7 protein-coding genes are annotated in these 13049 nt (G+C 42.4%); 4 read left to right on the top strand and 3 right to left on the bottom strand.

Going from position 1 to position 13049, the window contains the following annotated elements; genetic code table 11:
• Window positions 1–148 precede the first annotated feature (148 nt).
• Both N7E81_RS16645 and N7E81_RS16640 read right to left on the bottom strand, forming a co-directional pair.
• The gene (locus tag N7E81_RS16645; RefSeq protein WP_263050728.1) at window positions 149–1336 is read right to left on the bottom strand and encodes a phosphoglycerate kinase; all 1188 of its coding nucleotides are present in this window, start codon (window positions 1334–1336) and stop codon (window positions 149–151) included.
• Between the two features lie 110 nt (window positions 1337–1446).
• The gene (locus N7E81_RS16640; RefSeq protein WP_263050727.1) at window positions 1447–2067 is read right to left on the bottom strand and encodes an L-threonylcarbamoyladenylate synthase; all 621 of its coding nucleotides are present in this window, start codon (window positions 2065–2067) and stop codon (window positions 1447–1449) included.
• A 78-nt stretch (window positions 2068–2145) separates the two neighbouring features.
• On the opposite strand from N7E81_RS16640, the gene N7E81_RS16635 reads away from it, so the two are divergent.
• The 3 genes from N7E81_RS16635 to N7E81_RS16625 all read left to right on the top strand — a co-directional run bounded on the left by N7E81_RS16635 (window position 2146) and on the right by N7E81_RS16625 (window position 9113).
• Window positions 2146–2745 (top strand): ribonuclease HII, encoded by a 600-nt coding sequence (locus N7E81_RS16635; RefSeq protein ID WP_263050726.1) that lies wholly within the window; start codon window positions 2146–2148, stop codon window positions 2743–2745.
• A 158-nt stretch (window positions 2746–2903) separates the two neighbouring features.
• Entirely contained in the window at window positions 2904–5153 is a 2250-nt protein-coding gene (locus N7E81_RS16630; protein ID WP_263050725.1) for a tail fiber domain-containing protein, read from the top strand.
• 36 nt (window positions 5154–5189) lie between these two features.
• Window positions 5190–9113 (top strand): tandem-95 repeat protein, encoded by a 3924-nt coding sequence (locus tag N7E81_RS16625; RefSeq protein WP_263050724.1) that lies wholly within the window; start codon window positions 5190–5192, stop codon window positions 9111–9113.
• Window positions 9114–9420: 307 nt separating this feature from the next.
• Here N7E81_RS16625 and N7E81_RS16620 read toward each other — a convergent pair whose 3' ends face one another.
• Window positions 9421–9945 (bottom strand): hypothetical protein, encoded by a 525-nt coding sequence (locus N7E81_RS16620; protein WP_263050723.1) that lies wholly within the window; start codon window positions 9943–9945, stop codon window positions 9421–9423.
• A 439-nt stretch (window positions 9946–10384) separates the two neighbouring features.
• Between N7E81_RS16620 and N7E81_RS16615 the strand changes: the two genes are divergently transcribed.
• A complete protein-coding gene (locus N7E81_RS16615; protein ID WP_263050722.1) occupies window positions 10385–13048 on the top strand; it encodes an ATP-binding protein in 2664 nt (887 codons plus the stop codon).
• The last annotated feature ends 1 nt before the right edge of the window (window position 13049 follow it).

Raw genomic sequence — 13049 nt, 5'->3', positions numbered from 1 at the left:
CAGAATGGGTTATAATGAATGTGAATTCAAATTCACCCCCAGATATGGAGTGACCCATTTTTAGGAGTATATGAGATATTCAGACACAAAAAAGCCTTTTTGAAATGAATCAAAAAGGCTTTTCGAATGAAATTTTATGAAATGTAGCTTATGCTTCCAAAGCAGCTACACCAGGCAATACTTTGCCTTCCATGTACTCTAGCAAAGCGCCACCGCCAGTAGATACATAAGATACTTTGTCGCCATAGCCGAGGTTGTTGATCGCAGAGGCAGAATCTCCACCACCAATCAATGAGAAACCGTTGTTTTCAGTAGCAGTCACTACTGCATCAGCGATAGCTTCAGTGCCTTTGGCAAATGTTGGGAATTCAAAAACGCCCATTGGGCCATTCCAAAGTACTGTTTTAGATTTAGAGACCACATCTTTGAAAAGCGCCATAGTCTCTGGTCCGATGTCTAGGCCTTCCCAGCCATCAGGAATCTCACCACGTCCTACTACTTGCGTATTGGCGTCGTTGTTGAAATCGTCCGCAATCGTGTTGTCCACAGGGAGGTAAAGGTTCACACCTTTAGCTTTGGCCTTTTCTACCAATTCTTTGGTCAGTGGCATTTTGTCGTCTTCACAAAGTGAGTTGCCGATTTTGCCGCCATTGGCTTTAGAGAAAGTATAAGACATACCGCCGCCGATGATCAAGTTGTCCACTTTGTCGAGCAACTTCTCGATGATCATGATTTTGTCAGACACTTTTGCGCCACCCATGATCGCTGTGAATGGTCGGTCAGGATTGTTCAATACTTTTTCAGCATTGTCTAGCTCCGCTTGCATCACATAGCCACATACCTTGTCGGTAAAAAACTTAGCCACGATAGTAGTAGAGGCGTGCGCACGGTGCGCCGTACCGAAGGCATCGTTTACATACACATCGCCTAGTTTAGATAGCTTTTCAGCAAATGCCTCGTCGCCTTTGGTTTCTTCTTTGTAGAATCTTAGGTTGTTGAGTAGCAATACTTCGCCTGGCTGTAGGCCAGCTGCCAAGTCTACTGCGTCTTGCCCAATGCAGTCTTTGGCAAACTTTACTTGCGTACCCAATCTTTCGCTCAGGGTAGCTACCAAGTATTTCAAAGAGAATTTTTCGTCTGGCCCATCTTTCGGACGACCCAAGTGGCTCATCAAAATAGCTGATCCGCCATCGGATAATATTTTTTTGATAGTAGGCGTAGCCGCCTTAATTCTAGTGTCGTCAGTGATTTCAAATTCGGCATTCAAAGGCACGTTGAAATCCACTCGGACCAAGGCTTTTTTGCCTTCGAAATTGAATTGATCTAGTGTGTTCATTGTCATTCGTGTTTATTATCTAATAAATTTTGTAGCAATCATGGGGCTGTCCATAGGGTAAGCTCCGTTTGGGTCATGCGTTTTATTATTAGTGTTCAATATTTCATTTACTAATGACTCAGCTGCAAATTGAGCGTGGCCAATATTTCTTTTTCGGATATCGCGCCTTGGCGAAATATCACGGGCATTTTGTTTTCGAATCCCACGATGGTGGACTCCAGACCATGTAAGCTAGTACCGCCATCGAGGATGTATTCGATCTGATCACCCAACTGCTCGTTTACCTCTTCTGCCGTAGTAGGGCTAGGTTGTCCGTTCAGGTTGGCGCTAGTTACGGCCAGAGGAAAGTCCAGCTGGCGCAGCAGTGCTAGGGTCATCTCGTGATCTGGCACACGCAGTCCCATGGTTTTACCATTAGACAGCATGATGGGCGACACTTCGGGTGTGGCCTCAAAAATCAAAGTCAATGCACCTGGCCAATACTTCTCAGCCAAAATGCGTGCATGGTTTGGGATGTTTTTCACAAAGCCAGTGGCCTTTTCGAGGTGATCCACTTGGGCAATGAGGGGTTTGTCTTGTGGACGCTTCTTGACAAGGAAAATCTCCTGGAGAGTTTCCGTTTTTTGCGCGTGGCCAGCCAATCCGTATACCGTATCAGTAGGTACACCTACCAATTTTCCGGCACGAAGGAGTGCTGCAGCATGCAATATGTCTGTTCCTATTTTTGCCATTTCAATTAAACGAAATGCGAAGGTACAGAATACATTGAAAACATGAATTTTAATCCGTAAGATTCCTATTTTTGACGCATGTCTTTGTTGTCATTTTTTAGAGAAGGTACGGTAGAAGCGGGTTGCGACGAAGCTGGGCGAGGCTGCTTGGCAGGGCCTGTAGTGGCTGCTGCCGTAATCCTGCCGCCAGATTACACGCACACCGTGCTCAACGACTCCAAAAAACTCAGCCTCAAACAGCGAAATGTGATCAAAGATGAGATCAAAGCAGAAGCGATCGCTTGGGCGGTGGGCGTGGTGTCCCACACCGAAATCGACGAAATCAATATACTGAATGCTTCCTTTCTGGCGATGCACCGAGCAGTAGATCAGCTAAAGACCAGACCAGAATTGCTTTTGATTGATGGAAATCGCTTCAAGGCATACCAAGACCTGCCACATGAAACAATCATTAAAGGAGATGGAAAGTATTACTCGATAGCGGCAGCGTCTGTTCTGGCAAAGACCTATCGAGACGAACTGATGACGGAGTTGCATCAGGCGTTTCCGCAGTATGGCTGGCAGTCCAATGCGGGCTATCCCACCCAAGCACACAGGCAAGCCATTCGTGACTTTGGCATCACGCCTCATCATCGAAAAAGCTTCCGATTGCTTCCTGAACAATTAGAATTATTTTAGTGACAACTGCCTTTTGTTTGACTGAATTGATTTTAAATTGAACTATTCAAAGGTGGTGTAGGAGATATACCTATTATTGAGTATTTACTTTTTTAGTGATTCTAATTCTTTTTGAACCTTGACATAAGTCATACAAACTTGAAAAGAAAACCAGAATTATGAAGTTCATTTACAACTCTTGCACGGCATGGTTGTGTATTGCCGTGTTATCTATATCGAATGCGCTGGCACAAAGCAGCCAGTTGATCCCATTTCAGGGTACCCTATATGATCAGGGTACAGCACTTACTGATGAGGTGAATATCACTTTTACTATTGATGATCCAGCCTGGAGCGAAACACACACAGGGGTGTCGGTGGTTCAAGGGTTATACTCGGTAGTGCTTGGTGAAACTACAGCTTTCCCTGCCGATTTATTTGTTGTAGGTACTACGCCAGAACTGACGGTGAGTATAGGAGGTACAGATGTGGCTACTGTGCCATTGTATGCACCTTATATCAGTGAAGGCATTGTGGCCAATCACATGCCAGCAAGTATCACGAGGACTTTCAATGAAGATGCTCCCGAGCATAATGCACTAACCGTGATCGCTGAAGGTACAGGCGCAGGACAAACCGCTGCGATAGAAGGCGTGGCGCAATCTACGACTTACAATACGGGGGTAGAAGGATTTGCCTCATCATCAGCAGGCAATACGGAATCACAAAATGGTATGTACGGTTCGGCTTCTGGCTCAGGTACAGGTAGCCATAGAGGGGTATATGGTGTGGCACAAGGTGCTGGAAAATATAACTACGGTCTAAAAGGTAATGCGCAAGGCTCTGGCAATGGTGATGAAGGTTATAACTATGGTGAAGGTTCTGTCAATTTTGGGGTAGAGGGTACAGCCAGTGGCAACAACTGGAACAATACAGGAGTAGAAGGATCTAACTACGGCACAAGCGGTAAATGGAACTTTGGGGTGCATGGCATTTCAAATGCAGGTACTGGTACCGAAGTAGAAAATACAGGTGTGGCTGGTCGAGCGTATGGCTCTGGTAAAAATGTAGGGGTATATGGTGTCGCTGGTAATGGCACTGAAAATTGGGCTGGCTATTTTGAAGGAGATGTCAATGTGAACGGCCAATTGATGGTCAATGGTCAACTGGTAAGTACAGGAAGCAGTGGCCCCCAAGGTGAATACGATTCTGTTTTGGTGAAAAATACTAATGGTGATGTGCGAGGAATATTGAGCTCGAAAGACAATGGAGGATTAGACCTTTATGATGGTTTGGGTGAAAAAACATTCGAGTTGATGTCTAATGAGACTGCAAGTCACTTTTTCATGTATAATGAAAATGTAAAAACCAATGGCAATAGGTACCCTGTCTTTTGGATGAAGAATAATGCGACTAATAGCTATTGGCAACAATTGGGAATTCCACTAGCAGATGACCCAGACTGGGAAAAGACAGGAGCTGCGTATCAGATTGCAAATGGAAATTCGGCTTCATTTACATTAGAAACAGGTAATCGTGGTAAAGTATATATGAACGCTACTGAGGAGTATGGTACTTTAAGCCTTTTCGCACAAGACTGGAAAACCAATATTGAAATGGGTGCTAAGTTTTGGGAGGCTACCAATGGTACACAATTACCTTATTTCAAAATGCAAGGATCTGTAGAGACCGACGACGGACAAGGAGGTACAGCGTTGCCAGATTTGGTATGGATCAATGCAGTGCATGATGATAATGACGGGTCAGAATTTGGAGAGGTTGCTTTGAATAGCACGAATGGGTCTTCTTTTTCGGTCAACCCTAATGGCCTCAACTTTGGCCAAAATGCTTATGATAATGGTATCGTGATGAATCACGACCAAGCCAACGGAGCTATTCTGGAAATGTACAATGGATCTACTGCACAGATAGTCCTGAATGGATCTAATGGAGATGCTTCTTTTCAAAGAAATGTATGGGCAGAGACTTTTGAGTCTCCGAACGGACTTAATATTACCTCTGATCAACGCTTCAAGAAAAACGTAAAGTCGATAGACAATGCCTTAGCTAAAACCCAGCAATTGAACGGTTACACTTATCGCTGGAACAAATTGGCGGAAAAGCAAAAAGGCATTACGAGCAAAGAAGAGCAAGTAGGCGTATTGGCACAGGAGCTCGAAGTCGTATTCCCTCAGTTGGTGAAAACCGATGACGAAGGGTATAAGTCAGTAAACTATGCCGCTTTGACAGCCGTGCTCATCGAAGCAGTGAAAGAACTAAGCAGCGAGGTGGACCACCTCAAAACCGAAAATACAGAACTGAAAGCCGAGCTAACCCAAGTGGGACAGCTAGCGGTAAAAATGGAGTTGATCGAAAAACTACTAGCCAAGCAAGCCCTAGAGGCCAACGGAGCCACAGTCTCAAGATAAGCGATTGTTTGATTGTTGAACTAAAACACGAAAAACATGAAAGCAATAAAATATTATCTATTGAGTTTGAGCCTGTTGATGGCGGCGGTGGTACAGGCTGAGCCTGGAGACACCCTGCAACTCAGATCAGGTACTGCACTCGGAGCCAGCTGGGGAGCCAATGGCGGCTACACCACTTTTGGAGTAGCAGGTCAGTATGTGAAAGGAGCGAGCATAGCAGGAGGCAACTATACGGGTACCATTGGCTACTTATTTGGAGGATTGCAAATGCCCACGCCCAATGAGGCGCCTATTGCCATATCTCCAAGTGTTCAGTTTTACCATGAGATAGGAGAGGTGCTGACACTAGATGGGTATGATCCAGAAGGTGCCCCAGTCACCTTCGAAGTAATAAGAGAGCCCGAATATGGCACCTTGTCGCTAGCAGATGGAGTGACTACCCATGAGCTGATCTTGACTCCTATACCTGGCTTGCTGCCAGATGTGGTGTATGAAGATACCTTGACTTTTCAAGTCTCTGAAGTGAATACTTCAGAGACTTCCAATGTGGCAACGGTCGCTTTCAAGTTTCTATTGGAAGATACCCCGCATGGAGTCACGAGTTTAGCGAAAGCGAGCAATACCTTTACAGTGTCTATCGCAGATACGGTGTTCAATGCGAGCTATGGCGTAGATGTCAATTATTACAACCTGTCCAATCCCTTGGCACCTCAATTTGTAAACATACAACAAGGATCTATCGAAGCATCTCAATGGACGATTGATGGCTTGTCGGCTTCGTATGCATTTAGTGTAGATCAGACAGCAAATGAGTATTTGTTTACAGAAGATCAGGTACTGGTGACTGTATTGGTGACTTCACCTAATGGCTACTCGTCGTTCAATTCATACATCATAGACAATGCTGCAGGTGGTCGTGTTTTGGCCAGTGCAGATGGAGACTATTTTGTGATTGGCAGTGAGATGACCGTGCCTGAAAATAAGTCGGTCATAGTGAAGCTGGTGGCTGTAGATTTTGCAGGCTTTGGTACTATGCCTACTGTGGAATGGACGAAAAATTCTAGTAAAGGTGTATTGTCAGAGGTGAAACTTGTAGAGTCTTCTGGTAATATTAAAATATGGGAAGCCAAGTACACCTCGACGAGTGATGTGGGAGGTACAGATGATTTCGCTTTTAGGGTATTCAATCCTGTCAGAAATAGCTATGAATCAGGGGGCATTACTATGCAAATTCAGGAAGTAAACGATGTGCCAAAGTTGGCAGGCATTCCAGCGCAGCAATTGAATGAAGGTACATCCAAGGACGTAACACTTAGCTATTCAGATCCTGATAACGAAATAAAATTATCAGCAGAGTCGTTGAATCCAGGTTTGGGCGCAAGTATCGAAGGAGGCAAACTCCGTTTGACCGCCTTGGATGATTTCAATGGAAATGCAGTGGTGAAAGTGTGGGTAGAGGAACTCGAAACTTCAGAGAAATACTTGATACTGAAGCAGCTACAGGTCACTGTGTCGCCCGTCAATGATCAGCCAGTGTTGGCTGCCATTGGTGATCAATCAGTCGATGAAGATGAGTCGATTGATATTGCCTTATCTGCTACAGATGTAGATAGTGATTTTCAGATATTTAGTTATCAAGGTACGATCAGCGATCCTGCTTTAGCTTCGCTTCAGTTTGTCGGCAATACCTTGAAGGTAATCCCTAAACCAAATGCCTATGGTACTGCTGAGGTTTCTGTCATCGCTGATGATGGCTCTGGAGCTTCAAACGCTCTGTCCAATCCAGTGATCTTCAATGTCACTTTTGATGCAGTGAATGATGAGCCAGTATTTATCAAAACTATGCCTAGTCAGACGTTGGTGGAGAATGGGGTCGCGTATAAGATCAATATGGGTGATTATGTTTTTGATGCAGAGACGGATTATTCTTTGCTGACCTACTCTACTGATGTGTCGGATAAAATAACCGTTTCATTTACTAATGGAGTAGCTACTGTTATGCCTATTGCAGATCAGTGGGGTTTTAGTTCGATCAAATTTTACATTGAAGATCCAGCTGGAAATCAAATAGCTCAGAGTGTGTTTTTTAATGTAAGACCAGCGGCATCGGATATTGAAGTGGATCAAGGCATGGCTGACATAGTGTTAGATGAGGATTTTGGTACATATACCGTAGACATTACTTCAGCTTTCAAGGTCGCTGATGGTACTTCTTATATCGATCGTGATGACATTGGCGGGTCTGCATTGGGCAACACCCTGTTTGATATCACATTTGACAATGTAAATCATACCATGACACTCCATAGTAAACCCAATGTGTACGGCAATGAAGATTTTGTTTTGGTAGGCACCACTACTGGCCCAGGCGTACTCCAGACGATAAATGTAGACATCGCCTCGGTGAATGATGCGCCAGTCATTTCTCCAATTGCTTCACAGCAAGTGAAAGAAGACGGAGTGCTAAGCCATTTGGTGATCGAAGTGAGTGATGCAGAGCAGGAGACACTTTCTGGTTTTGCTGTCACCTCTGCCAATCAGTCTTTGGTAGCTGATGCCAACATCCAATGGGAAGACAAAGGCACTTACTATTTGGTGAGTATTGCGCCAGAGGCGGATAGGAATGGGGCCGTATCCTTGACAGCCAGTGTGTCTGATGGTACAAATACATCTGATCTCTCTTTCAACCTTAACATTACAGCAGTCAATGACTTGCCAGAGTTAGTGGGGTCGCTTTCGGATTTGGATCAAGAAGAAGATTATAGTGTAGATCTTGCCACTTTGTTTAGCGACAAAGAAGGGGATGCGCTCACTTACGTAGTGGAGCAGAAGCCAGATTGGATCACGGTGTCGGGCACTGTACTTACCGGCAAGCCGACCAACTCGGATGTAGGTTCTGGTCAGATCACTGTTAAAGTATCAGATTTAGGAGGTGCGATAAGTACTACTTTCGATTTTGATATTGTGAATATAAATGATGCACCGATCAGAGTTCAAAAAGCAGGTAGACGTATCATCTATGCTGGTAGTGCATTTAGCTATGATTTCCCTGCGAGCAACTTCATGGATATAGATCAGGCGGACGTGCTGAGCTATTCGGTAGAAGTATTGCCAGATTGGATGACAGAAGTAGACGGTACAGTGTCGGGAACTCCAGATGAAGCCCATGTTGGTTTGTCTAAGGTCGTTTATAAATCTACAGATGTAGGAGGTAGCTTTGCCAGAGATACTCTCTATCTCGATGTGCAAACGCTGAGTTATGATGTTGCCGTGACTTTGACTCAGACTTCGGGCTGTGAGGGGGGCAGTTCGTCAGTAGTAGCAAGTGGAGCTTTCGATTACAATTGGTACGATGCCTCCGATCAGTTGCTACAAGCAGGAGGAAGCACTTTTGAAGCGACTACTGCTACCACCGTATTTGTAGAAGGTGTAGATGGTCAGGATATCGCGACTGCTAGTAAGTTCGAAACCAGTGTGGTTTTCAACCCCCTTCCAAGTGCCGATCTGACCCAAGAGGGGGATGAACTGAAGGTGACTGAAGTGGCAGGTTATAGCTATACCTGGTACGAAGGCGATACCGAGATCAGCGGAGCTACAGGAGCCACCTACGAGCCTACCGAAAGCGGAACTTATAAAGTGACCGTGCAGTCAGACTTGGGCTGTAGCACGACCTCATCTACACTGGATGTAGAGGTATCTATACTAGGCTTGGGGGATGAATTGGCTGAGGTGCGCATCTATCCAGTGCCTGCCAGAGACGAACTGACGATTGGTTTGCCTAGTGTTTGGACAGCTGGACAACTCAGTATCGTGAACCTTCAAGGTCAGGAGATGATTTCTTTAATTAATCAGATGGATCGAGAGATTAAAGTTGATTTGCGATCGCTACGTAGCGGGATTTATTTTGTGCGTATGCAACTAGAAACCCAAACACTACAATTGAAGTTTATCAAAGAGTAGTAGTTTTTTAGGTTAAAGAAAATATAGAAAAGAGGATCGATCCATTGGGTTGATCCTCTTTTTCTTGTTTAAGAATTTTCTTGTCCTAAAATAATGTTACAAAAAACATAATGTAGAGAAAGAAGACCAAAAGAATTGATTTGTTAATTGCACTTTAAAATTACTCTTTGGTTCAAGAAGCATATTAGATTGAGGGTGCTCATAGGGATTGTAAAACAAAAATAGCATCAGGTATAAACCCAATGCTATTTTTTTACCCTAAAAACTGTAACGCTTTTTAGGACTGGTTAGTCTCTGTTTGGAGTATTTAGATACCAGTCAGGTGATGCATGTGCTCATCTATCAGGTCTATTCTTTGCGTAATTACTTTTATGTATTTGCCTGCTTCGTCTTCTAGCGAGGAGACTTCTTTCAGGTATTTATTACCACCTTTTTTACCGTAGTTTTTCTCCACGTCATTGAACTTGTTGCATTCCATGTGTAAGAAATCTAAGAAATTTTTGGTTGTGTATTTTTCTTCTACGTGCTCTATGTCATTGAGAGTAGCTTTCGCCTCAGGATTACTATCTGAGTCGAATTTCGCTTTTACTGTTTGATACAGCACAGTGTCGTAATGGTGGATTTTGTTTAATAGTTTGACCATCTCTACACGATATGTCCTGTTTTGACAGTATTCTTTGAGTCCTTCGTATTTTTCTAAATTGACGGCTTCTTTATCCCACTTTATAGTCAGTTCATCGATGATTTTGGTGATGTCTTCAGACTCATTTTGGGCTTGAAGTGAAAAACTGTAACTAGAGAGTACAAGCGTTAGAATTAAGATATGTTTCATAGTTTATAGTTAGTTAGAGACAATAAACATAACTCGAATAAGCAACAAATCAAAAACCTTTCAATACGGCTTTTGAGGAATGAAAATCAGATGATAGTGTAATGGGGATAAGACATGTCTGGTTAAGAGTAATATTAAATGTTGGAAAAATACAAGTTACTTTTTTGAAGTAAATAATTAAAGATTTAACAAATAGCTGTCACTTAGTTTTTTCATAGATGTTTTCCTTTAATTGGTCGAAATTTGACTATATATTGTCTGTAATCTTTTTGAAATTTCATTAAAAAGATCATACTTGTAAAGTCAAAGGAGGTTGGAAGAATATTAGAAAATTGATATTCAACTGAGTGCTGAAAAATCCTACAAGTTGATTCGTAAAAGAATCATGAAGCAGTTTATAGTTATGAGAAATACGGCGGTTCTACTAATAATGCTAGTCATGTCAGTCTGCACGACTGTGTATGCGCAGCAAGCCAGCTATACAGAAGCTGCTTCACTACTCGAAAAAACCAAATACAATCAAAGAAGGGGGAATCTAGAAGGAGCCATTGGCCATGCACTGTTGGGTTTAGATCAGGCAGAAAGCTTAGGCAATCAAGAACTGATCATTCAATTCAAAGAAGTGATTGGGGAGATTTACCTGACCAAGAAAGATTATAAAAATGCGGTTTCGTCTTTTTTATCTATTATCCTCACAGCAGAACGCCAAGATGATCAAGTGAATTTGGGACGAGGCAATTTGGCTCTAGCCGATACTTATTCTGATATGGGGGCTTACGACAAGGCAAGCGATTACTATCAACGTGCCATTGATAATTTTGAAAACTTAGGGAGGAGGAGAGAAAAAGCAAATGCTATCCAAGCTTTAGGTCTCAACTATAGCAATTCCAATCAGCTTACCAAATCCATCTCTACTTTTGAATCCTTGTTGAAGCTAGCCATTAATGAAAGTTTGTACTCTTACATCAGTACAGCTCAAAAGCAGCTTTTTTTAGACAATATCAAAATCAACCATGCAGAGCAGGCTACCAAGTATGGATTGTCCTACTATGATAGGATTAAGGATAAAGGAGATAATGTAAACCTAGCCAACACCACACGGAATTTAGCATTACAATTTATCAAAACAGGTGATGATAAGAACGCACTAAAATTTGCCAATATCTCGGTGAGTATAGACGGGCAGAATACCATTTCGCTTGAAACTCTTGCCAAAGCATATGCAGGCAACGAGAATTTCAGTAGGGCTTTAGAGTATTTTGAAAAAGCACTAGAATCCAATGAAAAAAAGCGCAATTACGAAGGAATTGGTCGTAATTATAATCAGATGGCACAGCTGGCGATTGATCGAGCTGATTTGAGAGCCGCCTCCAATAACCTCGAAAAAGCCGAGGATATTGGTATTGAAAAAAACATTAGAATCACCCTGCTAGATACGTATCGGATGCTGGCGGACGTAAATCAAGAAAAAGGGAATACAGATCAAGAGGCCAAATATAGGACACTATATGAGGCCGTAAAACTGCAGCTAGGTGATCCAGATCGGATTACTTCGAAACTATCTAGAGCTAAAGAAAACCTAGCAGAAAGCTATGAGCAAGAAGCAAGAGCGAGAATTTCTACTTCCGAAAACAGAAAATTAGCTCAGGAAAGAGAGCGCTTGAAGGCACAGCAAAAACTAAAGGATATTGAAATTATAGAGCAACAAGCTAGGTTGCAGGCTCAGGAGTTACAAAAAGAGAAACTTGTAGCAGAGCGTGCCAAACAAGAATTATTGATCACAGAAAAAACCAATGAAGCCAGCACCAGAGAAGCTGAATTGGAAAGGCTACAGATCGCATCAGAACTTCAAAAGCTAAGTGAAGAGGAGCGAGCAAAAGAATTACAACTTCTAGAGAAGGAACGTAAAATTTTAAGACAGCAAACAGAACTACAGTCTCAAAAAATAGAAAGTGACCGTCAGGCTCGTATGCTATATTTTATAGCCATAGGAGCTACCGTGCTGATTTTGGCTATTCTGACCGTAGCCTTCTTCCGGACATACAACAACAGCAAGACGATCCGTGAGCAAAACCAAAACTTAGCTGAGCAGCAAAAGACCATTCTGAATAGAAATATCCAGCTTAAGAAAAGCTCTGAAGCTATGTTGGCCATGAACAATAAGTTGAAAAAAGCACACGTTAATTTAAAGATACTGCTCAAAAAGGAGCAAGCGATCAAAGAGCAATTAGAAAAAACCAACCTAGATCTAAAGAATACACAAGTGCATTTGGTACAAGCAGAAAAAATGTCGTCACTTGGTCTGTTGACTGCAGGAATTGCTCACGAAATTAACAACCCTATTAATTTTGTTTCTAGTGGCGTTCAGTCGCTTACCAAGAACTTTGGAGAAATGGATAGCTTCCTAGAAAACTATCAAAAGGTATTGTCCTTGGATACTTTGGAGGAAATCAAGAAGTATGCTGCCGTCATGGAAGAAGACGAAGATTTGCTCAAAGAACTTCAGGACTCTAGTCAAGAATTGCTCGAAGATGTGCGTTATGGAATTCTTAGAATTACAGAAATCGTAAACGGTCTGAGGAGCTTTTCAAGACATGATGAAGCCGAAGTCAAAGAAACTGATATCAACGAAAGCTTTGATTCGGCTTTGTTGATTTTGAAGAATAAATACAAAAACAAAGCAGAGATAGTAAAAGAAATGGATGATACATTGCCTCAAATTCAATGTTTTCCAGGTCAGTTAAATCAAGTCTTTGTCAATTTAATAAACAATGCCATAGACGCATTAGACGAAAATGGCGAGATTAAAATTCAAACCATCAACTTGAGTGATGATACAATTGAGATTAGAATATCCGACAATGGTACTGGTATGCCAGAGGAGGTAAAAGCCAAAATTTTTGATCCTTTCTTTACGACAAAAGAAATAGGAAAAGGAACTGGATTAGGGCTGTCCATTTCACATGGTATCATAGAAAAGCATCATGGTAAAATACGAGTAGAAAGTAAAATGGGTGTGGGAACCACTTTTATTATCAACTTGCCCAAGAAGCTTGAAGTGGATGATAAAATTTTAGCAGAGGAAAACTTGAAATTAGGTTAGT

Origin of the sequence: Reichenbachiella carrageenanivorans, assembly GCF_025639805.1 — a bacterium.
In the GTDB taxonomy this organism is placed as follows: Bacteria; Bacteroidota; Bacteroidia; order Cytophagales; family Cyclobacteriaceae; genus Reichenbachiella; species Reichenbachiella carrageenanivorans.
The sequence above is the reverse complement of the archived record's forward strand: the minus strand, read 5'-3'. Positions and strand labels throughout refer to the sequence as shown.